The 22,311-nt window shown below is 72.4% G+C and carries 20 protein-coding genes; 11 read left to right on the top strand and 9 right to left on the bottom strand.

Annotated features, from left to right (window positions below):
• Positions 1-111: 111 nt before the first annotated feature.
• Both ACIRD7_RS22985 and ACIRD7_RS22990 read right to left on the bottom strand, forming a co-directional pair.
• The gene (locus ACIRD7_RS22985) at positions 112-390 is read right to left on the bottom strand and encodes a hypothetical protein (protein WP_403456407.1); all 279 of its coding nucleotides are present in this window, start codon (positions 388-390) and stop codon (positions 112-114) included.
• 42 nt (positions 391-432) lie between these two features.
• A complete protein-coding gene (locus tag ACIRD7_RS22990; protein ID WP_403456095.1) occupies positions 433-1,230 on the bottom strand; it encodes a PspA/IM30 family protein in 798 nt (265 codons plus the stop codon).
• Positions 1,231-1,402: 172 nt separating this feature from the next.
• Here ACIRD7_RS22990 and ACIRD7_RS22995 point away from each other — a divergent pair, with 172 nt between their 5' ends.
• The 3 genes from ACIRD7_RS22995 (at position 1,403) to ACIRD7_RS23005 (ending at position 4,079) form a co-directional block, all read left to right on the top strand.
• Positions 1,403-2,158 carry a DUF3043 domain-containing protein gene (locus ACIRD7_RS22995; protein WP_403456097.1) on the top strand — a complete coding sequence of 252 codons (756 nt, stop codon included), beginning with the start codon at positions 1,403-1,405 and terminating at the stop codon, positions 2,156-2,158.
• Positions 2,159-2,238: 80 nt separating this feature from the next.
• Positions 2,239-2,943: a class I SAM-dependent methyltransferase gene (locus ACIRD7_RS23000; protein WP_403456409.1), complete on the top strand. Its 705-nt coding sequence runs from the start codon at positions 2,239-2,241 to the stop codon at positions 2,941-2,943.
• Between the two features lie 56 nt (positions 2,944-2,999).
• Positions 3,000-4,079: a S1C family serine protease gene (locus ACIRD7_RS23005; RefSeq protein ID WP_403456098.1), complete on the top strand. Its 1,080-nt coding sequence runs from the start codon at positions 3,000-3,002 to the stop codon at positions 4,077-4,079.
• Positions 4,080-4,115: 36 nt separating this feature from the next.
• Here ACIRD7_RS23005 and ACIRD7_RS23010 read toward each other — a convergent pair whose 3' ends face one another.
• Positions 4,116-4,325: a hypothetical protein gene (locus ACIRD7_RS23010; RefSeq protein ID WP_403456100.1), complete on the bottom strand. Its 210-nt coding sequence runs from the start codon at positions 4,323-4,325 to the stop codon at positions 4,116-4,118.
• 176 nt (positions 4,326-4,501) lie between these two features.
• On the opposite strand from ACIRD7_RS23010, the gene ACIRD7_RS23015 reads away from it, so the two are divergent.
• Positions 4,502-5,704 (top strand): bifunctional adenosylcobinamide kinase/adenosylcobinamide-phosphate guanylyltransferase, encoded by a 1,203-nt coding sequence (locus ACIRD7_RS23015; protein ID WP_403456102.1) that lies wholly within the window; start codon positions 4,502-4,504, stop codon positions 5,702-5,704.
• 7 nt (positions 5,705-5,711) lie between these two features.
• Here ACIRD7_RS23015 and ACIRD7_RS23020 read toward each other — a convergent pair whose 3' ends face one another.
• Positions 5,712-6,518 carry a class I SAM-dependent methyltransferase gene (locus tag ACIRD7_RS23020; RefSeq protein ID WP_403456103.1) on the bottom strand — a complete coding sequence of 269 codons (807 nt, stop codon included), beginning with the start codon at positions 6,516-6,518 and terminating at the stop codon, positions 5,712-5,714.
• Positions 6,519-6,734: 216 nt separating this feature from the next.
• Between ACIRD7_RS23020 and cobT the strand changes: the two genes are divergently transcribed.
• Positions 6,735-7,862, top strand: a complete 1,128-nt coding sequence (cobT, locus tag ACIRD7_RS23025) for a nicotinate-nucleotide--dimethylbenzimidazole phosphoribosyltransferase (protein ID WP_403456105.1) — start codon at positions 6,735-6,737, stop codon at positions 7,860-7,862.
• Between the two features lie 111 nt (positions 7,863-7,973).
• A complete protein-coding gene (locus ACIRD7_RS23030) occupies positions 7,974-8,672 on the top strand; it encodes a hypothetical protein (protein ID WP_403456411.1) in 699 nt (232 codons plus the stop codon).
• Here ACIRD7_RS23030 and ACIRD7_RS23035 read toward each other — a convergent pair.
• A complete protein-coding gene (locus tag ACIRD7_RS23035; RefSeq protein ID WP_403456106.1) occupies positions 8,612-9,376 on the bottom strand; it encodes a hypothetical protein in 765 nt (254 codons plus the stop codon). The genes ACIRD7_RS23030 and ACIRD7_RS23035 overlap by 61 nt on opposite strands.
• 93 nt (positions 9,377-9,469) lie before the next feature.
• Here ACIRD7_RS23035 and ACIRD7_RS23040 point away from each other — a divergent pair, with 93 nt between their 5' ends.
• Positions 9,470-10,249 carry an adenosylcobinamide-GDP ribazoletransferase gene (locus ACIRD7_RS23040; RefSeq protein WP_403456412.1) on the top strand — a complete coding sequence of 260 codons (780 nt, stop codon included), beginning with the start codon at positions 9,470-9,472 and terminating at the stop codon, positions 10,247-10,249.
• Positions 10,250-10,261: 12 nt separating this feature from the next.
• Here the strand turns inward: ACIRD7_RS23040 and ACIRD7_RS23045 are convergent, their stop codons facing one another.
• The 4 genes from ACIRD7_RS23045 to ACIRD7_RS23060 all read right to left on the bottom strand — a co-directional run bounded on the left by ACIRD7_RS23045 (position 10,262) and on the right by ACIRD7_RS23060 (position 16,043).
• A complete protein-coding gene (locus ACIRD7_RS23045) occupies positions 10,262-10,912 on the bottom strand; it encodes a spherulation-specific family 4 protein (protein WP_403456108.1) in 651 nt (216 codons plus the stop codon).
• Positions 10,909-12,366, bottom strand: coding sequence for a hypothetical protein (locus ACIRD7_RS23050; protein ID WP_403456111.1), 1,458 nt, complete (start codon positions 12,364-12,366; stop codon positions 10,909-10,911). The genes ACIRD7_RS23045 and ACIRD7_RS23050 overlap by 4 nt, the downstream gene beginning before the upstream one ends.
• Positions 12,363-13,883 carry a GT4 family glycosyltransferase PelF gene (pelF, locus tag ACIRD7_RS23055; protein ID WP_403456113.1) on the bottom strand — a complete coding sequence of 507 codons (1,521 nt, stop codon included), beginning with the start codon at positions 13,881-13,883 and terminating at the stop codon, positions 12,363-12,365. Before pelF ends, ACIRD7_RS23050 begins: the two co-directional genes overlap by 4 nt.
• A 117-nt stretch (positions 13,884-14,000) precedes the next feature.
• A complete protein-coding gene (locus tag ACIRD7_RS23060) occupies positions 14,001-16,043 on the bottom strand; it encodes a hypothetical protein (protein WP_403456116.1) in 2,043 nt (680 codons plus the stop codon).
• 353 nt (positions 16,044-16,396) lie between these two features.
• Between ACIRD7_RS23060 and ACIRD7_RS23065 the strand changes: the two genes are divergently transcribed.
• From ACIRD7_RS23065 to ACIRD7_RS23080, 4 genes are all read left to right on the top strand, one after another.
• Positions 16,397-17,941 (top strand): leucyl aminopeptidase, encoded by a 1,545-nt coding sequence (locus ACIRD7_RS23065; protein WP_403456118.1) that lies wholly within the window; start codon positions 16,397-16,399, stop codon positions 17,939-17,941.
• A gap of 243 nt (positions 17,942-18,184) precedes the next feature.
• The gene (gene lpdA / locus ACIRD7_RS23070) at positions 18,185-19,573 is read left to right on the top strand and encodes a dihydrolipoyl dehydrogenase (protein WP_403456120.1); all 1,389 of its coding nucleotides are present in this window, start codon (positions 18,185-18,187) and stop codon (positions 19,571-19,573) included.
• 59 nt (positions 19,574-19,632) lie between these two features.
• Positions 19,633-21,423, top strand: a complete 1,791-nt coding sequence (gene sucB / locus ACIRD7_RS23075) for a 2-oxoglutarate dehydrogenase, E2 component, dihydrolipoamide succinyltransferase (protein WP_403456122.1) — start codon at positions 19,633-19,635, stop codon at positions 21,421-21,423.
• A 193-nt stretch (positions 21,424-21,616) separates the two neighbouring features.
• Positions 21,617-22,249 carry a GntR family transcriptional regulator gene (locus ACIRD7_RS23080; protein ID WP_403456124.1) on the top strand — a complete coding sequence of 211 codons (633 nt, stop codon included), beginning with the start codon at positions 21,617-21,619 and terminating at the stop codon, positions 22,247-22,249.
• The last annotated feature ends 62 nt before the right edge of the window (positions 22,250-22,311 follow it).

Genomic DNA, 22,311 nt, shown 5'->3' on the forward strand with positions numbered 1-22,311 from the left:
ACGGTACGGCGTCCCCGCGGGGCTTGGAACCGGGTCGAACTGGAGGTTTCTCACGTCAGGTGCCCGATGTCGCCGACGCCCGGGGGCTGCCGCCCCCCGGACCCCCGCCGCTCAGCCCGGGATCAGTCCGTCGTCGCTCAGCAGTTCCCGGACCTCCTCCAGCGTCGCGTCCGGCGACGGCAGGATCAGCTCCGACGGTTCCAGGGAGTCGTCGGGCAGGGGCGTGCCCAGTTCGCGGACCTTGGCCAGGAGAGCGGTGAGGGTGCGGCGGAAGCCGGGGCCGTCGCCGTTCTCCATTTCCGCCAGGAGCTCGTCGTCGAGCTTGTTCAGCTCGGGCAGGTGGCTGTCGGACAGCCGCACCTGCCCCTCACCCATGATCCGGACGATCATGTCGCCCATCTCGCCCTCCTCGGCGTGGGCCCCGGCCGTCGGCTACTGCTTGTCGAAGCGCGGGGTGTCCTGCGGCTGCTGCTGGGACTGCTGCGCGCCGTTGCCGCCCTCGATGGCCTGCTGGCCGCTCGACGAGCCGCCCGCCAGCTCCGCCTTCATGCGCTGCAGCTCCAGCTCTACATCCGTACCACCGGAGAGCCGGTCCAGCTCGGCCTGGATGTCGTCCTTGTGCATGCCGGACTGGTCGTCCAGGGCACCCGAGGCCAGCAGTTCGTCGATGGCTCCCGCCCTCGCCTGGAGCTGGGCCGTCTTGTCCTCCGCGCGCTGGATCGCCAGGCCGACGTCGCCCATCTCCTCGGAGATGCCGGAGAAGGCCTCGCCGATGCGGGTCTGGGCCTGGGCCGCGGTGTACGTGGCCTTGATGGTCTCCTTCTTGGTGCGGAAGGCGTCGACCTTGGCCTGGAGGCGCTGCGCCGCGAGGGTGAGCTTCTCCTCCTCGCCCTGGAGGGTGGCGTGCTGGGTCTCCAGATCCGTCACCTGCTGCTGGAGGGCGGCGCGGCGGGACAGCGCCTCACGGGCCAGGTCCTCGCGACCCAGCGCGAGCGCCTTGCGGCCCTGGTCCTCCAGTTTGGAGGACTGCTGCTGGAGCTGGTTCAGCTGGAGCTCCAGCCGCTTGCGCGACGTGGCGACGTCGGCCACGCCCCGGCGTACCTTCTGGAGCAGCTCCAGCTGCTTCTGGTACGAGTAGTCGAGGGTCTCGCGCGGGTCCTCGGCCCGGTCAAGGGCCTTGTTCGCCTTCGCGCGGAAGATCATCCCCATACGCTTCATGACACCGCTCATGGGCTTCGCGCGCCCCCTTCTGACGGACTCCACTCCAGCACCTGCGACAGAACCCACAGTACGGGCCCTGCATCCATTACCGCACTGTTCGGGGACGGATGCGCTCATCCCCAAGGACGACTGCTGACGCTCGCGCTCCGGCGTAAGGAGTAGGTGACTCCCGGGTGGTCTCATGGGTGACCACCGGGTGCCGCCCGCGTGCCGCCCCCGTGACCGCCGGACGAACCGTCTGCAACGTCCCCTCTGTCCCCCTACGACGACTGGTGTTGCCGGATCGTTCCCCACGGGGCTGGGGTCCAACCCCGGGCACCCCGTACCCTTGGGTTTTGTGTTCCGTAGCCGTGCGAAGGATGAGAAGGCCCAGGCCGCCGACAAGGCCCTGGTGACCGACTCCAACGAGACCCGTCACCCCGAGGCCCCGAAGGGCCGCCCCACGCCCAAGCGCAGTGAGGCCCAGTCGCAGCGTCGCAGCGTCGCCAATACGTCGATGACGCGCAAGGACGCCGCCAAGCGTGGCCGTGAGGAGCGCCGGGCCGCTCTGGAGAAGCAGCGTCAGGCGCTGGCCGGAGGCGACGAGCGGTATCTGCCGGCCCGTGACAAGGGTCCGGTCCGCAAGTTCGCGCGTGACTTCATCGACTCGCGCTTCAACATCGCCGAGTTCTTCCTGCCGATGGCCGTGGTCATCCTCGTGCTGAGCCTGGTCCGGGTGCCGGCGCTGCAGAACATCGCGTTGCTGCTGTGGCTGGTCGTGATCGTGCTCATCGTGCTCGACTCGGTCGTCACCGGCTTCCGGTTGAAGAAGCGGCTCGCCGAGCGCTTCCCCGACGACAACAGGCGCGGCGCCGTCGCCTACGCGCTGATGCGCTCGCTCCAGATGCGCCGGCTCCGGCTGCCCAAGCCTCAGGTCAAGCGTGGAGAGCGGCCCTGAGCGCTGCGGCTTTCTCGGGGGGTGCGGCCGACGCGTGGCTGAGCGGGCTCGGCGGTCTGCGTGATGTCGTACGGCAGGAGCTGGTCGCCCGACAGCTCGACGAGCAGATAGCCGGGCGGTTCCCGGTCGGGCAGCGGCTGCGGGTGCTCGACGTGGGGATGGGCCAGGGCACCCAGGCGCTGCGCCTGGCCCGGGCCGGGCATCAGGTGACCGGTGTCGAGCAGGACCCGAAGATGATCGCGGCCGCCCGTGAGGAGCTGGCCGGCGAGCCCGAGGGGATCCGGGAGCGGGTGCGCCTGGTCCAGAGCGACGGGCGGGACACCGGTGTGCACTTCCTGCCGGGCAGCTTCGACCTGGTGCTGTGCCACGGCGTGCTGATGTACATCGACGAGCCCGATCCGATGCTGGCCGGGCTGGCCCGGATGCTCGCCCCGGGCGGACTGCTCTCCCTCCTCGTGCGCAACGGCGACGCGCTCGCCATGCGGCCCGGGCTGTCCGGCGACTGGGCGGGCGCGCTGGCCGCGTTCGACACGATCACCTACCGCAACCGTCTGGGCCTCGACGTCCGGGCGGACCGGCTGTCGGACCTGACGGCGACGCTCGCGGGGATCGGGGCGCCGCTGCACGCCTGGTACGGGGTGCGGGCCTTCACCGACACGGCGGCCGACGGCGCGGAGATCCCGGCGGACCTGGACGGCTTGCTGGCCGTCGAGGAGCGGGCCGGGAAGACCGACCCCTATCGCGGGGTGGCGGCGCTGCTGCATCTGTGCGGGGTGCGCGGCTGATCCCGTTCGGGTGAGCAGCGCGCGCCGGACCCCGGCCCCGCGGTGAGACTCGGGGCATGGATGCTCGCCGTTTCCGCGCCCGGTGGCCGGCCGTCGCGGCCGCCGCCCTCGTCTGCTGCCTCGGTCTGCTGTCCGCCTGTTCGGCCTCCTCCGCCACGCGTGAGAAGGAGGACTCGACGACGCAGGCCGCCGTGCCGAAGGCGCTCGGCGCGGTCGACGACCTTCAGGACGGCTATCTGAAGGTGATCAAGGATGTGCTGCCGTCGGTCGTGCAGATCCAGGGCCGGCGCGATCTCGGCTCGGGCGTGGTCTACGACGACCAGGGCCACATCGTCACCAACGCGCATGTCGTCGGGGACGAGAAGACGTTCCGGGTGACGACCGCCAACAGCGAGAACGAACTCACCGCGGAGCTGGTCTCCTCCTATCCGCAGCAGGACCTCGCCGTCATCAAGCTGGACGACCCGCCGGACGGGCTGAAGGCGGCGAGGTTCGGGGACTCCGGCAAGGTCGAGGTGGGGCAGATCGTGCTGGCGATGGGCTCGCCGCTCGGGCTGTCGTCCAGCGTGACGCAGGGCATCGTCTCGGCGACCGGACGGACCGTCACCGAGGGCAGTGACGACGGCGGTACGGGCGCGACGATCGCCAACATGGTGCAGACGTCGGCGGCCATCAACCCCGGCAACAGCGGGGGCGCGCTGGTGAACCTCGACAGCGAGGTCATCGGCGTCCCGACCCTCGCCGCCGTCGACCCCGACGTCGGGGACAGCGCGGCGCCCGGCATCGGGTTCGCGATCCCGGCGTCGACGGTGCAAAAGATCGCCGACCAGATCATCGAGGACGGCCGGGTCACCGACTCGGGCCGGGCGGCGCTCGGCATCACGGGCCGTACGGTCGTGAACGACGAGTTCCAGGCCGCGGGCGTGGCCGTCGTCGAGGTGCAGTCGGGTGGGGCGGCCGACAAGGCCGGGATGAAGCCCGGGGACATCATCACCCGGCTGGGCGACACGGACATCACCACCATCACCTCGCTGTCCGAGGCGCTGGCCGGCGAGCAGCCGGGGGACCGGACGACGGTGACGTTCACCCGTGACGGCAATGAGCAGAAGGCGGATGTGACGCTGGGCGAGCAGTGACGGGGGCGAGGGTGCACGGCCCCCGCCCCCGTTCGCTCACGCCTCGGCGTGCAGGCTCATCGGGCCGTAGATCTCCGTGGCGTCCTCGAACAGCCGCACCTGGTCCGCGCCGCCCTCCCGCAGAGCCTTCCAGTGCTCCCCGATCCAGGACTCGGCGTCGCCCTGGGTGGTGAACTCCTCGGGCTGCACCGCGGGCTGGACCTCCGCACCGTCGGTCTTCTCGAACCGCCACGTCCATGCCGCCATGTACGCCTCCAAGATGTCAGCACGTTGAGTGCACCAGCGTATGCGGTTCGTGTGCGGCTCCGGGCAGGTGGGGGCTGGTCGCGCCCACACGGCGGAGCCGCGGATCGATCCGGCCCCGCGCCCCTCGGGGCGTCTCCATCACGCACGTACAGCGGTGACCGGTGAAAATCGGAGGCGTGGAACTTACTCTCCTCGGCACCGGTGCCCCCGCGGGACTCCCCCGCCCCGACTGTCCGTGCGCGGCGTGTGCCAGTGCGCTCGGCAACGACGCGCGGGCGGCCACCGCGCTGCTCGTGGACGGGGCCCTGCTGCTCGATCTGACGCCAGGGGCGGCGTTCGCGGCGGCGCGGGCGGGGCGTTCGCTGGGCAACGTACGGCAGGTGCTGCTCTCCCATCCGCACAACGGGCCCGCCGTCGAGGTGCCGGCGGGGGTGCCGCAGCCCGGGCGGGTGCCGGACGGGCGGGAGTTGGCGCTGCTGACGGGGCATCGGGTGCGGGCGGTGGCGATGGACGCGCCGGGCACCGGGTACGCGGTGACCGGGCCGGACGGGCAACGCCTGCTGTATCTGCCGCCGGGGGGCGCGCCGGCCGGGCTGGAGAACGGGGCCGTCGGGATGTACGACATGGTGGTCGCCGATGTCGTGGGGCGGCCGGACGCCCTGGCCAAGCTGCGGGCGGTGGGGGCGATCGGGCCGACGACGGATGTGATCGCCGTGCATCTGGACCATGACGCGCCGCCGGGTGCGGAGCTGCGGCGGCGGCTGGCCGCGCTCGGGGCGCGGGCGGTGCCGGACGGGGTGACGCTGGAGGTGGGGGCGTACGAGGACGTGCCGGACGTACCGCGGCGGACCCTGGTGCTGGGCGGTGCCCGCTCCGGGAAGTCGGTCGAGGCGGAGCGGCGGCTGGAGGCCTTTCCCGACGTGCTGTACGTCGCGACCGGCGGCACCCGGGGCGGGGACAGCGAGTGGGCGGCGCGGGTCGCCCTGCACCGGGAGCGGCGGCCGGGGTCGTGGCGTACGGCCGAGACGTGCGACCTGGTTCCGTTGTTGGCCGAGGAGGGGGCGCCGCTGCTGATCGACTGTCTGTCGCTGTGGCTGACGGATGCGATGGACTCGGTCGGGGCCTGGGACGACGCGGTGTGGGCGGACGGTGGGGAGCGGGCGCTGCGGGAGCGGGTGCGCGAGCTCACGCAGGCGGTGCGGGCGACTTTGCGGACCGTGGTCGCCGTGTCCAATGAGGTGGGGTCGGGAATCGTGCCGGCCACGGCTTCCGGGCGGCGGTACCGCGATGAGCTCGGGCGGCTGAACGCCGCGTTCGCGAGTGAGTGCGAGCAGGTGGTTCTGGTGGTGGCGGGGCAGGCGGTCGTGCTGCGCGGCTGAGGGTGCTTCAGCTCGGCTCCTTGCGGGCGATGACCCGGTACGCGTTCGCGAAGCGGGTGTGCCGCAGCAGCGGGGACAGGAGGTGGTCCACGGCCCAGGCCACGGCCACCAGCGGCGCGCCAAGGCCCAGCAGCAGGGACGGCAGCAGGTGGGACAGCATCAGTGAGGTCGTGGCCGCCAGGTCGTAGGGGATGTGCGCGGTGCGGTGGTCGGTGCGGACGATCGTGCAGCCCTGGGCCCGCAGTTCCTCGCACAGGGCGTCCATGGGCAGCAGGTGGAGATGGCCCGGGGGGCTGTGCGGGACCCAGAGGCGGCCGAGCAGTCCGGCGAACAGGCACCGCGGGTTGGGGAGTTCGAGGACGAGGTGGCCGCCCGGGCGCAGGACCGTGAGGGCCGCGCGGAGTTCCGCGCTGGGGTCGCGGGCGTGTTCCAGGTGCCGGAACATGCTGACGACGTCGTAGCGGCCGCGCAGCCGGGCCGTGACGCGCCGGTCGGTGAGGCTGCCGACGTGGGCCTCCTCCACGCGTTCGGCCACGCGCGCGTGCAGGACGCGGTAGGTCGGGTCCAGGCCGTCGAACGCGGTGTAGGGGAACAGTTCCTTCGCCGTCTCCGGGAACCGGGCGTACCCGGTGCCGACATCCAGCCAGCTCTCCGGCTCCGGGAAGGCGAGCGCCAGGCGGGCCGCGGCTCTCAGCCGGCGCGGCCCTCTTCGGGTGAGTCCCAGGTGACGGGGGACGTAGCTGTGCTCCCGGCAGGGGGTGAGCGTGAACGGGCAGTCCGCCTGGGGGCGTTCGGCGGGTGCGGTCGCGGTCATGAGCGGCTCCGGGCGTGGGGGGGCGTACGGCTGGGGCGTACGGCGAAGGCGGTGCGAGACGGTGCGAGCATGCCCCGACAATCCACTGCAAAACGGAACGTATGGGATGACGATCTTGGGTGCAACGACGTCGCGCGGATGCGGGTGTGACGTGGCGAAGCCGGTGGTGGCCATGTGGCACCGCTCTGTTCGACCGGTGCCGGTACTGTTCGGCGAATGAGCTCGCTTAATCTCGACGACTTCACTGATCTGATCGAGCGCCCCGACGGTGGGGTGCGCCGTGACGCCGAGGCGCGCCGTGAGCGGCAGATCGTGCCGCCCGGGGCGCTGGGCCGCCTCGACGAACTGGGCGAGTGGCTGGCGGCGGCGCAGTCCGCGGTGCCGGTGCGGCCGATCGAACAGCCGCGGGTCGTTCTGTTCGCCGGAGACCACGGTGTCGCCGAGCTGGGCGTGTCGGCGCGGCCGGCGGGCGGTGCCGGGGATTTGGTGCGGGAGATCCTGGAGGGCGGCCGTCCGGTGTCCGTGCTCGCGCGGCGGCTCGGGGTCGGGGTGCGGGTCGTCGACATGGCGCTGGACTGCGACCCGGAGACGCTGCCGGAGGCGGTCGTACGGCATCGGGTGCGGCGCGGCAGCGGTCGTATCGACGTCGAGGACGCGTTGACGGCGGAGGAGGCCGAGGCGGCCTTCCGGACCGGGATGGCAGTGGCCGACGAGGAGGCCGACTCCGGTACGGATCTGGTGGTGCTCGGCGATGTGAGCGTCGGCGGGACGACGGCGGCCGGGGTGCTGGTCGCCGCGCTGTGCGGGACGGACGCGTCCGTGGTCACCGGGCGCGGCGGGGTCGCCATCGACGACCTCGCGTGGATGCGCAAGTGCGCGGCGATCCGGGACGCCCTGCGCCGGGCGCGGCCGGTGCTCGGGGACCAGCTCCAGTTGCTCGCGACGGTGGGCGGTGCCGACCTGGCGGCGATCACCGGGTTCCTGCTGCAGAGCGCGGTGCGCAAGGTGCCGGTGGTACTGGACGGGGTCGTGGCCGCCGCCTGCGCGCTGGTGGGGCAGCGGATCGCGTTCCGGGCGCCGGACTGGTGGCTGGCCGCGCACGACAGCGGGGAGCCGGGACAGACGAAGGCGCTGGACCGGATGGCCCTGGAGCCGGTGCTCGACCAGGGTGTGCGGGTCGGCGAGGGGGCCGGGGGGCTGCTGGCGCTGCCGCTGGTGCAGGCCGCGGCGGCGCTGGCCGCGGAACTGCCGGAGAGGCCGGAGGACGCCGAGAAGCCGGCGGACGCGGTGGACTCCGCTGATTCGGTGGACTCGGTGGACTCGGAGGCGGCCGAGGTCGAGTAGGGAGCGGGGGCGGTTCGCCCCCCACCCCCGCCGGCCCCGCCGGCCCCGCTCCCGCCCGTCGCCACAAAAGGGGCATTCTTAACGATCATGCCCATATGATCGGCCCTCATGATGAGCACCCTCGGCCGCTGGGCCCGGGCGGAGTGGGGGGCGTTGTATCTCGCCGTGCGGGGCCCCCTGGTGGCGCGGCGGTGGAGGGCCCTGCCGCTGACCCTCGGGGCCGTCTGTCTGACCGGGCTCATCCAGGTCGTGCAGAACCAGCCCTGGGGATACCGGCCGGTCCAGAACCTCGGGGCCGTACGGGCCGAGGACCCCTTGTGGCCGGCCCTTCTGCGCACGCCGCTGTCGCTGTTCGTGCCCGCCCTCGATCTGCCGGTGTGGGGTGCGCTCGCACAGATTCTGATCGTGTTCGGGATCGCCGAGGTCTGTCTGGGCTGGTGGCGGACCCTCGTCGTCGCCTACGTCGCCACCCTCACCGGAACCCTGTACGCCCGCGTGGGCATCGCGCTCGGCCCGGACACCCCGTTCGGGCTGCCCGCCTCGGACGCGCGGGTCGTGGACACGGGACCGTCGGCCGCCGTGGTGGGCCTCGCCGTGTTCCTGGGGTGGCGCTACGGGGCGTACGCCACGGCCGCAGGGGTGATCGCGGCGATGATCGTCGAGGTCGTGCTGGAGGACAACCTCGCGGGCCGGGAACACCTCGCGGCGATCGCGGCGGTCCTCGTGCTGTGCGCGGTCGCGGCGGTGCGTCAGCGGCGTTCCAGGGCCCGGGCCGGGTCCACGTCGGGCGTGCCGCCGATCCAGTCCTGAAATTTGCGGCTGGGGCCCAGCCAGCGCCGGTCGTGGTGGTAGGCGCGCAGCTGGGCCTTGGCGCGGGCACGCGGGCGCCGGCGGTAGAACCGTTTCGCCCAGGGAGAGGTGGGGCGGGCCAGGCGGATGGCGCCGAACAGGGCCACGAAGGGGATGATCACCCCGAAGAGCGCGACCCGCGCCTTGCCCTTGAACAGGGCGATCAGGGCGAGCAGGAAGTTCCCGCCGATCGTGGTGAGCACGGTTCCGCGGCTCTGCATCTCGTCGTCACTGAGGTCGTTGACCCCGAAGGGCGCGAAGCCGAGGAGGAGCAGGCCGACCAGCGCGGCGGTGAGCACGACCATCTCGACGCTCTTGCGGCCGGCCTCGGACCAGTACACGTCGTCGAGGTGCAGGATCAGCGCGAACTCGTCCATGACCAGGCCCGCGCCGATCCCGAAGATCACGGCGGCGGTCGCCGAGCCGAAGCCGCGCTGTCCGCCGGCGACCGCGCAGAAGCCGCCGATGACGGTCAGGAGGATTCCCGGGACGACGTGATGGACGTGGACGGCGCCGGTCTCGATGTTGCGGAAGGGCCCTTTGCCCGCGCGGATCATGCGGGTGATGACGCGGGTGACCACGAAGGTGACCACGAAGGCGGTCAGGGCAAGGAGCAGGGGGAGTTTGCCCGGTTCGATGATGTTGCGCGTCCACCAGTCACCCATGCTCTCAGTGTCTTCCCGACCCGGGTGGGCTGCCTGGCGAGGAGGGCGTCCGGGCCGGTCCGCGGAGGTCCCGGCTAGTCTGCGGTCGTGTCCATGACCCGCCCGCCGCTGCACGGCCTCCGTTTCGCCTTCGGCACCCTGAGCGTGCTGCCCGTCAAGGTGAGCCGCTGGGACCGGGAGGCGGCGCGCGGCGGAATGCTCTGCGCCCCGCTGGTCGGGGTGGTGCTGGGCTGCGGTGCCGCCCTCGCCGCCCTGCTGCTGCTCCTCCTCGGCTCCGGCTCCCTGCTCGCCGCCGTCGCGGCGGCCGCCGTCCCCGCCGCGCTCACCCGGGGGCTGCATCTCGACGGGCTCGCCGACACCGCCGACGGGCTGGGCAGCGGCAAGCCCGCCGAGGACGCGCTGCGGATCATGAAGCAGTCGGACATCGGGCCGTTCGGGGTGATCGCACTCCTGTTCGTGCTGCTGGCTCAGGTGGCCGCGTTGTCACGGCTGTACGACGACTCGTGGGCCCGGGGCGCCCTCGCCACCGTCGTCGCGGCCGTCGCCGCCCGCCTCGCCCTCACCCTCGCCGCCCGGACCGGCGTACCGGCGGCTCGCCCGGAGGGGCTGGGAGCCGCGGTCGCCGGGGTCGTCCCGGTACGGGGCGCGGTGGCCGCAGCCCTGGCCGTGACCGGCGTCGCCGCAGCGGCGGGGGCGCTGCTCGGGACGGACGACGTCGTCCGCACCGCCCTCGCGGTCCTCGCCGCGCCGGCCGTGGCCGAGCTGCTCCTGCGGCACTGTGTCCGCCGCTTCGGCGGGGTCACCGGCGATGTCTTCGGCGGGCTCGCGGAGACGGCGGCGACCACCGCGCTGGTCGTGCTGTCCCTGGGCTGAGGCCGCGGCCTCTCACCGGGCGGGCGCCAGCGCGTGGGGCAGCGTGCCCCAGGGGTGGCCACCCGTGCCCGGCACCGCGCAGTGCACCGAGGCGCCGCGGGCGCGGGCCCGGTCCGTCAGATCGACGTCGGGCGGGACGCCGTACACCAGGTGGCACAGCCGCACTCCCCCGCCGCCGCGCCACTCCTGCGGGCCGAGACCCAGGTACGACTCCCAAGGGCCCTCGAAGGTGACCAGCAGGTCCGCGATCCTGGCGTACGACGGGTGCGGTGCCGTGCCGTGGTTCAGGGCGACGGTGCCGCAGCCGGCGCCCCAGGCCGCCGTCGCGAGCCGCTGGTAGTACGCGAACTCCTCGCGGCCCGCCGCGACTTGGTCGAGGAAGATTCCGTCGGCGCGGTACCAGGCGCGGTGACGGGCGATGTCGCGTACGACGTCGGCGTGGGGCCGGCGGCCGTAGCCGGTGTCGGCGTAGCCGAGCACGCGCACGCCCGCGTCCCGCAGCCGGGCGGCGACCGTCGCGAAGGCCGGGTCGGGGGTTTCGCCGGCGCCGCTGGCCGGGTTGAGGACGACGCCGTAGAGGCGGGGCGCGGCCGCGACGATCGCGTCCCACTCGGCGGGGCGGGCGGACGGGTGCTCGTAGTAGGGGATCAGCAGGTCGGTCATCGGTGGGCCGTCACTCTCCCGAGCAGGCCGCAGACCAGGACGGCCTGGGCCGCCGCCGCCGTCCCGTGGACGGCCAGGGCGACCCAGTGCGGGCCGGCCGCGTGCGTCAGCAGGGCGAGCGTCTGGGCGAGGGCCGCCGCACCGCAGACCGCCGCCGCGCCGGACACCGCGCCGAAGGACTGGAGCAGCAGCCCCGTCCACAGCACCACGCCGAGCAGGAGGAGGCCGGCGAGCCGGACCCCGGCGATGCCGGGGGCGTCCGGCCACAGGGCCGAGGTGGCGAGGCTGAGCGCGAGCAGCGCGGCCAGATAGGCGGCCAGGCACCGCACGGCGGTGAGCACCGTCGTCCGCCGGAACGCCCTCGGGGTGTGACTGGAGCGCAGGCCCGCGAGGCTGCCGCTGCGGAAGCGGTGCAGCAGCCATTCGGCGGGGCCCATGCTGAGGGTGAGGGCGACTGCGGCCGGGGCCGCGACCACGCCGGTGGTGTCGTCGGCGAGGGCGTCCCCGAGGGCCGCGTACAGGACCAGGACGCCGGTGGCCAGGCCGAACAGGGCGTAGGGGAGGGAGGCGAGGAGTCGGGGGCCGGAGGTCGGCCCGTGCCCCTTGGGTGCGTTTCCGGCGAAGGCGACCTCCCGTAGCCCCAGGACCGCCACCGCCACCAGGGAGCCCAGCAGCAAGGCGGCCCTCGCCGCGTCCGGCATGGAGTGGACGAGGGCCACGACGGCGGCCGCCGCCATGGGCAACAGGGCGAGGAGCAGCGCGCGTTCACGGCCCATCACCAGCAGGACGGTGGCCGCGCCCAGGTAGACGGACTGTCCGGCCGCGAAGGCCACGGCGACGGGGTGGGCCGAGCCCGCCACGGCCAGCGCGACCAGGGCGCCGAGCAACGCGCCGACCGGTGCGCCCAGGAGCAGGGAGCGGCGGGCGGCCGATCGGTCGCCCAACCCCAGCCAGGAGTACGCCCGATGCGCGAGGCCCTGGTTCCAGGTCCAGCCGACCAGGGCTCCGGCCAGCAGCGGGACCGTGCCCGCCGGGAGGCCGTAGTCGTCGTGCGGGCCGGCGAGCAGCGGGGCGCCGAGGACGTAGCCGAAGCCCGGGAGCGCGAAGACCACGCCGCGCAGCAGACAGCCCAGCAGGCCGGTCCGCCAGGGGTCCTGGAGCGGCCCCTCCGGCTCGGGATAGCGGCGGCCTACGCGCTCGTAGAGCTCCTCGGCGAGGGCGAAGGAGTTCTTGACGCCGTAGCGTTCGCGTATCTGGTCGTCGGACAGGCCGTCGGACTCCAGCAGCGCGGCTATCTCGTCCGGGTGGACGGCCGCGGCTATGAAGTCGTCGAGGCGCAGGGCGAGTTCGTCGAGGGGGTCGGGCTGCGCCCAGCTGGGTGTGGTGCGCTGGCGCGGGATGGCGGGCAGGGTGTCGGGGCGGGATCCGGGCGGCATCCAGATGCTTCCGCTCACCAGCCGGTTCCGTCCGTCGCGACCTTCTCGTACCAGGGGTCGCGCAGTTCGACGGTCCAGTCGGCGACCGTCTCCAGCGTGGGCTCGTACACCTCGGAGCTGCCCGCGAGCTCCTGGTAAATCGTCCGGAAATTGTCCACGGAGCGGCGCAGTGTAAAGCGGTCGATCACGCGCTGACGGGACAACTCACCCAGTTTCAGGCGTCGTTCGTCGTCACGGAGCAGGGTCAGGGCGGCGGCGGCCATCTTCTCCGGCTCGCGCGGCGGGACGACGAGGCCGGTGTCGCCGACGGCCTCACGCACTCCCCCGACGTCGGTCGAGACGGTCGTACGGCCGCAGGACATGGCCTCGATGATGGAGAACGGGAAGCCCTCGGAGATGGACGACAGCATCACGACGTGCCCGGCCGCGTAGGCGCGCCAGACCTCGGTGATGCGGCCCTCGAAGGTCAGGCCGTCCGCCACGCCGAGTTCGGCGGCGAGCTTCTCCAGCTTGGTGCGGTAGGCCTCGCCGCCGGCCGGGACCGGGCCGAACAACCGCAGCCGGGTCTCGGGGAGTTCGGCGCGGACCATGGCGTAGGCCCGCAGCAGCGTCTCCAGGTCCTTGATGGGGTCGACCCGGCCGCACCAGGTGAGGGTGGGGACCTCGGGCTCGGGGCCGGCGTGCGGGAAGGCGTGCGGGTCGACGCCGTTGTAGACGGTGCGGATCTTGTCGGCGTCGGCGCCGCCGCGCTCCTCCCAGCGCCGGTTGTACTGGTTGCAGGGGGTGATCAGGTCGGCCGTGCGGTACCCGTGCGAGTTCAGCTCGCGGTAGAAGCCGAGCATGAACGCCTTCACCGGCCAGCGCTGGGCGTCGCTGCGGTAGCCGAGGTAGCGCTCGCGCAGATAGATGCCGTGCTCGGTGAGGAGAAAGGGCACGCCGTCCAGCCTGCGGGCGGCCAGGGCCGGCAGGGTCGCGAGGCCGCTGCTGACGGCGTGCGCGACCGAGTCCTCGGGGACGCGGACGCCGAGCGGGCGCAGCGCGTGTTCCAGCAGGTCGGTGGCGGTCAGGGCGTCGTGGACGGTGGGGCGGGCGGCCGCGGTCGGCAGGTGCGGCATCGTCCAGATCCACATCAGGGACCGCAGCGCCGCCTCGCTGCGCAGCGCCGCCGACAGCCGTCCGTCGCGGGCGACCCCGGCCAGCTCGTCCAAGGCCTCGCCGAAGTCGCAGGGCGCCTCGGGGTCGAGGAAGGAGAGCAGGAAACGCTCATAGGAGTCGGTGAAACGGCGACGGGCCCGGCCGTGCGGCGCTCGTTTGCGCCCCGGACGCGGGCCCCACGTGGGTACGGAGGTGTGCCGGCGGACATTGGGCGGCAGCTCCCAGGTGACGGGTTCCCGGCCGGTCCCGGTGAGGGACACGATGTGGAAGTCGACCTCCGGCATGCCCTTGACGAGCTGGTCGCACCAGGTGCTGACCCCGCCGTGGACATGCGGATACGTTCCTTCGGTGAGCATGGTGACATGACGGCCAGTGCGCATGGCTGCGCCGCTCCCCCCTGTTGCGGATTCTGTGAGGGGAACTGCGGCCCCGACCCCGGCTGCGGGTTCGTCGTGGCTGGTCGCGCAGTTCCCCACGCCCCTGCGGGGGCGCTGCCCCTACGGCAGGTTCAACGTGACGGCGCTTTGCAGAAGCTCCGGCTTGGTCCAGGCGGAGCGTCTTCCCGCGTACGGCGTCCCGAACGCGGAGGTTCCGAGCAGGAGTCGCTTTGTGGTGCCCTCCGGTGCGGTCACCGGGATCTGGGTCCCGGACGGGGCTTTGACGGTGACGGCTTTGCCGATGCGGTACGCCGTGACGGAGCCGTTCGCGAGCGCGGTCTGCCAGGCGGCGCGGCGCTGGAGTTCGGTGCCGATGGCGCTCTGGGCGAGGTTCTGCACCGGGGTGTTGTCGGCGAACAGCGCGCCGTAGTCGGCGAGCACCTTGTCCAGGACCGGGTACAGCGTCCGGTCCTCGGCCAGGTTGGACTGGTGGGCGTAGTGCGGGCGCGGGTCGTTGCCGATCACGTGCCCGAGGGCGATACGGGCCTCCTGCGGGACGATGTACTGCGCGTAGCCGGTGGCGGTGTCCAGCGGCTCGTCCAGGCAGGTGGAGGCGGGGTTGGTCTCGCAGACGCCGCTGCCGCCGTCGGCCGCGGAGGTGTAGATCCAGTTGTACTCGTCGGCCATCTCCTCGTCGGTGCCCGTGTTGTAGTACACGTTCATCGGGTACCGGGGCACGGTGAGCGCGGCGCCGACCGAACGCTGGGCGGGCTCACGGGAGTTGTCGGAGGCGATCCACCTGACGCCGTTGTCGGAGAGCGCGCCGGCCAGGTTCGGGTTGTCGTCGGGCTGCTGCGGCAGGGTCCTCAGGCCCGAGTGCTCGCCGGTCACGAGTTCGGTGCGGTCGAGCGGGAGCCCCTTGCCGAGGCCCCAGTTGTAGTTGTTCCTGATCTCCGCGGAGATGTCCGAACGGCTCATGTACCGCGTGGAGCCGTCGGCGTTCTTCGCACAGCTCCACGGGACGGTGGAGGTGTCCTGCACACAGCCGAGGAAGGGGTGCGTGTAGGTGTGGTTGACCCAGCGGTACTGCGCCTTGTCCGCGAGGAGCCGGTCGGCGAGCGCGTCGGTGCCGCCGTTCTCGGCCTTCCACTCCTCGCCGGAGCCGGCGTTGTAGACCATGTCCAGCTTGAAGGCGCGCTCCCGCTGCCACTGAGCGGCGAACACCGCGTCGTCCGCGGTCATCCGGATCGGCGTGGTCCCCTCGCCGTCACCGCCCACGCAGTCGAAGTCACCGGGCGTGCAGTTGCGCTCGGTGTCCCAGCGGCTGTCGGGCGCGAAGACGTCGTCGACATGCACCGCAAAATAGTTGCGCGCCTGACCCAGGTGCACGCCCTGAGTCAGCCATTCGACGATGCCGCGCGCCAGCAGCCGGAACTGCTGCTGGTACTCGTTGTAGGCGAAGGTCACGACCAGCTCGCGGCGGCCGTCGTGGCTGTATTCGCCGACCAGGCTGCCGCGCCCGGAGCCGGCCGGCACGGGAAGGTCGACGTAGCTGGTGAAGCCGGTTCGGGGCCGGGCGACATAGCCGTAACTCTCCTGTACGGCCGGGTCGTTGTCCTCGAAGGTGAAGGCGCCGTCGATATAGCCGAAATACCCCGCCCTGCCCTCGGTCGTGACGGACGCCTCACGCCCGTCGAGGCTGCCGGCCCAGCCGCCCTGGCTGGTGTAGTCGAGGCCGACGCCCGGGTGGGCCCAGGTGTAGGCGTCGACCTGCGGGATCCCGTAGGTCCGCTCGTAGCCCTCCAGCGCGGTCTGCTCGGCCGAACCCGCCCCGAAGGGAGCCTCGTTGGGCAGGACGACGCCCTGGAACTTGGCGCGGGGCGTGCCGTTGACGGTGTCGCTGAGGAACGCGTCCGTGATGGTCGGACGGTTCGCGTCGTTCAGGTCGACAGTGGTGTACGGGATGCCGGTGCTCTTGAGCTGAGCGGTGATGGCCTTGACGGGGCTGTCGCCGTTGTCCACGACCAGCACCCTGAGATCGATGCGCGGTTCCCCGGCGGCCGCGGCGCCGGGCACCGACAGGCCCAGTGTCAGCAGACCGGTGGCCGCCAGAACGGCGGCGGCGTTTCTGTGGTTTCTCCAGCTGCGCGCGGTGTGCGCCATTGGTGGTCCCTTCCCCCCAGAAGATCCCCTTGTGGCCGCTTGCGGTGAATCGGCGGAGGATCCGTGGAAATCATGCAAAGCGGCAAGCGAGTGGCTCACCGGAACCAGACGAGTGTGACTCAGCTCACCGGCGGCGAGGATCAAGAAATGACCGCGACGCCACCGTCAGGTGAACGCCCGAAAGAATGAGCGAACGCTCACGCGAGCGTAGGCTCGTCCCGAGTGTTCGCCGTACCGGGGAAGGCCCCGCTGCCACCGCACCCGCAGGTCGGAACTAGGGTCGGCCGTCGGGCCCGGTCGACCCACACTTTTCGGCCATCGCAACTTCACATCGGAAGCGAGATTTCACCACCGTGACTGCTCTCACTCTCAGCACCGCCGCGGCGCCCGGCCTGCGAGCCGACGCGATCGTGATCGGTGTCGCCAAGGGCGCCGTGTCCAAGTCCGGCGGACTGGTCGTCGCACCCGGCGCCGAAGCCGTGGACAAGGCCTACGACGGCAGGCTCGCCGGCGTCCTGGAGACCCTCGGTGCCTCCGGCGCCGAGGGCGAGGTGACGAAGCTCCCCGCACCCGCCGGCTTCAAGGCCCCGCTCGTGGTGGCGGTGGGGCTGGGCGCCGAGCCCGAAAAGGACGCCGACTACGACGGCGAGGCGCTGCGCAAGGCCGCCGGCGTCGCCGCCCGTGCCCTCGCCGGCACCAAGAAGGCCGCGTTCGCGCTGCCGCTGAGGGACGCCGGTGACCTCGGCGCCGTCGCCGAGGGCGTGCTCCTCGGGGCGTACTCCTTCGACGCGTACAAGGACAACGGCAAGGCCGCCCAGGGCGGCAGGAAGAACGGCAAGGCCCCCCTCGCCGAGGCCGCGCTGCTCGGCGCCAAGCCCCGCGACAAGGAGCACAAGGCCGCGCTCGAGCGCGCCACCGCCGTCACCGAGGAGCTCAACCGCGCCCGTGACCTGATCAACACCCCGCCCAACGACCTCAACCCCGAGGCGTTCGCCGCGATCGCGACGGCGGCGGGCAAGGAGCACGGCATCAAGGTGCAGGTGCTCGACGAGAAGGCGCTGGTCAAGGGCGGCTACGGCGGCATCCTGGGCGTCGGCTCGGGCTCCGCGTCCGGCCCGCGGCTGGTGAAGCTGTCGTACACGCACTCCAAGGCGGACAAGCACCTCGCCCTCGTCGGCAAGGGCATCACCTACGACTCGGGCGGCATCTCGCTGAAGCCCGCCGGGCACAACGAGACGATGAAGTGCGACATGAGCGGTGCGGCCGCCGTGTTCGCCAGCGTGGTCGCCGCCGCACGGCTCGGGCTGCGGGTGAACATCACCGGCTGGCTGGCGCTGGCCGAGAACATGCCCTCGGGAACCGCCACCCGCCCCGGGGACGTGCTGCGCATGTACAGCGGCAAGACCGTGGAGGTGCTCAACACCGACGCGGAGGGCCGGCTGGTGCTGGCGGACGCGCTGTGGGCGGCCTCCCAGGAGAAGCCGGACGCGATCGTCGACGTGGCGACGCTGACCGGCGCGATGGTGCTGGCGCTCGGCAGCCGCACGTTCGGCGTGATGGCCAACGACGACGCGTTCCGCTCCGCGGTCGTGGAGGCGGCCGAGGAGGTCGGCGAGCCGTCGTGGCCGATGCCGCTGCCCGAGCACCTGCGCAAGGGCATGGACTCGTCCACCGCCGACATCGCCAACATGGGTGAGCGGATGGGCGGCGGCCTGGTCGCCGGTCTCTTCCTCCAGGAGTTCGTGGGCGAGGGGATCACCTGGGCGCACCTGGACATCGCGGGTCCCGCGTTCAACGAGGGCGGGCCCTTCGGGTACACGCCCAAGGGCGGTACGGGTTCCGCCGTGCGCACGCTGGTCAGGCTGGCCGAGCTGACCGCGGCCGGGGACCTCGGCTGACGTAGATCACGGTGAGGGGGCTCCGCGCGCGGGTAGGGCGGAGCCCCCTCTTCCATGCCCGCTCGGCTGAACGTGGGACGTCTCACACACCGGCCCGGCGTCTCGTTCGGTGTGGACAAGTGCGAAGATGGGGCTCGGCAGGACAGGGCCCCCACCACAGGGCCGAAGAAAGAGCGGCCGGACACCAGCCGCCGCCCGGTCAACGCTGACCGGCGTACGGCGCACATGCATGGAGGACGTGACGTGGCGAACGACGCCAGCACCGTTTTCGACCTAGTGATCCTCGGCGGTGGTAGCGGTGGTTACGCCGCGGCCCTGCGCGGGGCGCAGCTGGGCCTGGACGTCGCCCTGATCGAGAAGGACAAGGTCGGCGGCACCTGCCTGCACCGGGGATGCATCCCCACCAAGGCCCTGCTGCACGCGGGCGAGATCGCCGACCAGGCCCGCGAGAGCGAGCAGTTCGGCGTGAAGGCCACCTTCGAGGGCATCGACATCGCCGGTGTGCACAAGTACAAGGACGGCGTGATCGCCGGCCTGTACAAGGGCCTCCAGGGTCTCGTCGCCTCCCGCAAGGTGACGTACATCGAGGGTGAGGGCCGCCTGTCCTCCCCGACCTCCGTCGACGTGGGCGGACAGCGCGTCCAGGGCCGCCACGTCCTGCTGGCGACCGGCTCCGTGCCGAAGTCGCTGCCGGGCCTGGAGATCGACGGCAACCGGATCATCTCCTCCGACCACGCCCTCGTCCTGGACCGCGTGCCCAAGTCCGCGATCATCCTGGGCGGCGGCGTCATCGGCGTCGAGTTCGCCTCGGCGTGGAAGTCCTTCGGCTCCGACGTCACCGTCATCGAGGGCCTGAAGCACCTCGTCCCGGTCGAGGACGAGAACTCCTCCAAGCTTCTTGAGCGCGCGTTCCGCAAGCGCGGCATCAAGTTCAACCTGGGCACCTTCTTCCAGAAGGCCGAGTACACCGCCGACGGCGTCAAGGTCACCCTCGCCGACGGCAAGGAGTTCGAGGCCGAGGTCCTGCTGGTCGCCGTCGGCCGCGGCCCGGTCTCCGCCGGCCTCGGCTACGAGGAGCAGGGCGTCGCCATGGACCGCGGCTACGTCCTCGTCGACGAGTACATGCGCACCAACGTCCCGACCATCTCCGCCGTCGGTGACCTGGTGCCCACGCTCCAGCTCGCGCACGTCGGCTTCGCCGAGGGCATCCTGGTTGCGGAGCGTCTGGCCGGCCTGAAGACCGTCCCGATCGACTACGACGGTGTCCCCCGCGTGACCTACTGCCACCCGGAGGTCGCCTCCGTCGGCATCACCGAGGCCAAGGCCAAGGAGATCTACGGTGCGGACAAGGTCGTCGCTCTGAAGTACAACCTGGCGGGCAACGGCAAGAGCAAGATCCTGAACACCGCGGGCGAGATCAAGCTCGTCCAGGTCAAGGACGGCGCCGTGGTCGGCGTCCACATGGTCGGCGACCGCATGGGCGAGCAGGTCGGCGAGGCCCAGCTGATCTACAACTGGGAGGCGCTGCCGGCCGAGGTCGCCCAGCTCATCCACGCCCACCCGACGCAGAACGAGGCGCTCGGCGAGGCCCACCTGGCCCTGGCCGGCAAGCCGCTGCACTCGCACGACTGACCCTCGGTCGACGAAGCGACGACACAGACTTCCGCAATTCGTTAGGAGCAACCGAAACCATGGCGGTTTCCGTAACCCTTCCGGCGCTCGGCGAGAGCGTCACCGAGGGCACTGTCACCCGCTGGCTGAAGGCCGAGGGTGAGCGCGTCGAGGCCGACGAGCCGCTGCTCGAGGTCTCCACCGACAAGGTCGACACCGAGATCCCCTCGCCCGCCGCCGGTGTCCTGGCCTCCATCAAGGTCGCCGAGGACGAGACGGTCGAGGTCGGCGCCGAGCTGGCCCTGATCGACGACGGCTCCGGCGCGCCCGCCGCTGCCCCGGCCCCCGCCGCCGAGCCCGCCCCGGCCGCCGAGCCGGAGCCGGCCCCGCAGGCCGCCGCCCCCTCCACCGAGCAGGCCGCCCCGGCGCCGGCTCCCACCGCCGAGGCCGCCGCCGGCGCCGGCTCCGCCGAGGGCACGGACGTCGTCCTGCCCGCGCTCGGCGAGTCCGTCACCGAGGGCACCGTCACCCGCTGGCTGAAGTCGGTCGGTGACAGCGTCGAGGCCGACGAGCCGCTGCTGGAGGTGTCGACGGACAAGGTCGACACCGAGATCCCGGCCCCCACCTCCGGCACGCTGCTGGAGATCGTGGTCGGCGAGGACGAGACGGCCGAGGTCGGCGCCAAGCTGGCCGTCATCGGCGCCGCGGGTGCCGCTCCGGCGGCCGCCCCGGCCCCGGCGGCTCCGGCCCCCGCCGCCGCTGCCCCGGCTCCGGCCGCCCCGGCCGCGCCCGCGGCTCCGGCTGCCCCCGCCGCTCCGGCCGCGCCCGCCCCGGCCGCCGCCGCCCCGGCCCCGGCCGCCCCCGCGGCTCCGGCTCCCGCGCCTGCCCCGGTCACCCCGGCTCCGGCCGCTCCGGCCGCCGCCCAGCCGACCGACGAGGGCGCCTACGTCACCCCGCTGGTGCGCAAGCTCGCCGCCGAGAACGGCGTCGACCTGGCCAGCGTCAAGGGCACCGGCGTCGGCGGCCGTATCCGCAAGCAGGACGTCATCGCCGCCGCCGAGGCCGCGAAGGCCGCCGCTGCCGCTCCGGCGCCGGCCGCTGCCGCTCCGGCCCCCGCCGCCAAGAAGGCGCCGTCCCTGGAGGCCTCCCCCCTCCGTGGCCAGACCGTCAAGATGCCGCGCATCCGCAAGGTCATCGGCGACAACATGGTCAAGGCACTGCACGAGCAGGCGCAGCTGTCGTCGGTCGTCGAGGTCGACGTCACGCGTCTGATGAAGCTGCGCGCCCGGGCCAAGGACGCGTTCGCGGCCCGTGAGGGCGTCAAGCTCTCCCCGATGCCGTTCTTCGTCAAGGCCGCGGCCCAGGCGCTGAAGGCGCACGCGCCCATCAACGCCAAGATCAACGAGGCCGAGGGCACGATCACCTACTTCGACACCGAGAACATCGGTATCGCGGTGGACTCCGAGAAGGGCCTGATGACCCCGGTCATCAAGCACGCGGGCGACCTGAACATCGCCGGCATCGCGAAGGCCACGGCGGAGCTGGCCGGCAAGGTCCGCGCCAACAAGATCACGCCCGACGAGCTGTCCGGCGCGACCTTCACCATCTCCAACACCGGTTCGCGCGGTGCGCTCTTCGACACGATCATCGTGCCGCCGGGCCAGGTCGCGATCCTCGGCATCGGTGCCACGGTCAAGCGCCCGGCGGTCATCGAGACCGAGGAGGGCACGGTCATCGGCGTCCGCGACATGACGTACCTGACCCTCTCCTACGACCACCGCCTGGTGGACGGCGCCGACGCGGCCCGTTACCTGACGGCGGTCAAGGCGATCCTGGAGGCGGGCGAGTTCGAGGTCGAGCTCGGCCTGTAACACCCTCTGGGTACGGCTGTTGCTGCCCCCGTCCGGATGCTTCCGGGCGGGGGCACTGCCATGTCGGTGTGTAAGTCTCGTCTCACCTGCGCAAAAGCGCCCCCGTGCGCCCTTCCCGCGTGGCGTCCCGGCCGTATTGTCTAAACGTCAAAACGCCCCCGGGGCCTTGTGGGCCCCGCCCTAAGGAGCCCTCATGACCGCCCCCGTCATCCACTCGCTGCGCGAACAGATCCGCGAGCACATCCTGGAGGGGATCATCAGCGGTCGCTGGCAGCCGGGCGAGCGGATCGTGGAGCGGCGGATCGCCACCGAGCTGGAGGTCAGCCAGACGCCGGTGCGCGAGGCCCTGCGTGAGCTGGAGTCGCTGCGGCTGATCGAGTCCGCGCCGAACAAGGGCGTACGGGTGCGGAACCTGACCGCGGCCGACCTGGAGGAGAGCTACCCGGTCCGGGCCGGTCTTGAGGCCATCGCCGCCGAGCTGGCGGCCGACCGCCTCGCCGAGGACTGCTCAGCCCTCGAACCCCATGTCAGCGCCCTCTACGAGGCGGACCGCAAGTCCGACGGCACGGCCCAGGTGCGGCACACCGTCGCCTTCCACCGCGAACTGGTCCGCGCGGCGGGCAACTCCGTGCTGCTGCACACCTGGGAGGGCCTCGGCATCGAGGTGTTCACGGCCCTGTCCATCCGGTGGCTGGGGACCGTGCAGCAGTCGTACGCGGAGGAGCACGAGGAGCTGGTCGCCGCGTTCCAGCGCCAGGACCCGCGGATCGCCGAGATCGTCAAGGCGCATGTGCTCGGGTGCGCGCCGCGGCACGAGGGCGAGTAGGCCGGGCTCGCGGGGCGTCCGCGTCAGGGCCGCGCCGGGGTGACTCGTCCACCCGGCCCAGC

The organism is Streptomyces sp. NPDC093568, from assembly GCF_044764945.1.
Taxonomy (GTDB): Bacteria; Actinomycetota; Actinomycetes; order Streptomycetales; family Streptomycetaceae; genus Streptomyces.

What these genes read in the sequence shown, in the direction of transcription:
- ACIRD7_RS22985 (WP_403456407.1), bottom strand. Translation starts at nt 390, where the DNA reads ATGATCGTCCGGATCATGGGTGAGGGGCAGGTGCGGCTGTCCGACAGC.
- ACIRD7_RS22990 (WP_403456095.1), bottom strand. Translation starts at nt 1,230, where the DNA reads ATGAGCGGTGTCATGAAGCGTATGGGGATGATCTTCCGCGCGAAGGCG.
- ACIRD7_RS22995 (WP_403456097.1), top strand. Translation starts at nt 1,403, where the DNA reads ATGGGTGACCACCGGGTGCCGCCCGCGTGCCGCCCCCGTGACCGCCGG.
- ACIRD7_RS23005 (WP_403456098.1), top strand. Translation starts at nt 3,000, where the DNA reads ATGGATGCTCGCCGTTTCCGCGCCCGGTGGCCGGCCGTCGCGGCCGCC.
- ACIRD7_RS23010 (WP_403456100.1), bottom strand. Translation starts at nt 4,325, where the DNA reads ATGGCGGCATGGACGTGGCGGTTCGAGAAGACCGACGGTGCGGAGGTC.
- ACIRD7_RS23020 (WP_403456103.1), bottom strand. Translation starts at nt 6,518, where the DNA reads ATGACCGCGACCGCACCCGCCGAACGCCCCCAGGCGGACTGCCCGTTC.
- cobT (WP_403456105.1), top strand. Translation starts at nt 6,735, where the DNA reads ATGAGCTCGCTTAATCTCGACGACTTCACTGATCTGATCGAGCGCCCC.
- ACIRD7_RS23030 (WP_403456411.1), top strand. Translation starts at nt 7,974, where the DNA reads ATGAGCACCCTCGGCCGCTGGGCCCGGGCGGAGTGGGGGGCGTTGTAT.
- ACIRD7_RS23035 (WP_403456106.1), bottom strand. Translation starts at nt 9,376, where the DNA reads ATGGGTGACTGGTGGACGCGCAACATCATCGAACCGGGCAAACTCCCC.
- ACIRD7_RS23040 (WP_403456412.1), top strand. Translation starts at nt 9,470, where the DNA reads ATGACCCGCCCGCCGCTGCACGGCCTCCGTTTCGCCTTCGGCACCCTG.
- ACIRD7_RS23045 (WP_403456108.1), bottom strand. Translation starts at nt 10,912, where the DNA reads ATGACCGACCTGCTGATCCCCTACTACGAGCACCCGTCCGCCCGCCCC.
- pelF (WP_403456113.1), bottom strand. Translation starts at nt 13,883, where the DNA reads ATGCGCACTGGCCGTCATGTCACCATGCTCACCGAAGGAACGTATCCG.
- ACIRD7_RS23060 (WP_403456116.1), bottom strand. Translation starts at nt 16,043, where the DNA reads ATGGCGCACACCGCGCGCAGCTGGAGAAACCACAGAAACGCCGCCGCC.
- sucB (WP_403456122.1), top strand. Translation starts at nt 19,633, where the DNA reads ATGGCGGTTTCCGTAACCCTTCCGGCGCTCGGCGAGAGCGTCACCGAG.
- ACIRD7_RS23080 (WP_403456124.1), top strand. Translation starts at nt 21,617, where the DNA reads ATGACCGCCCCCGTCATCCACTCGCTGCGCGAACAGATCCGCGAGCAC.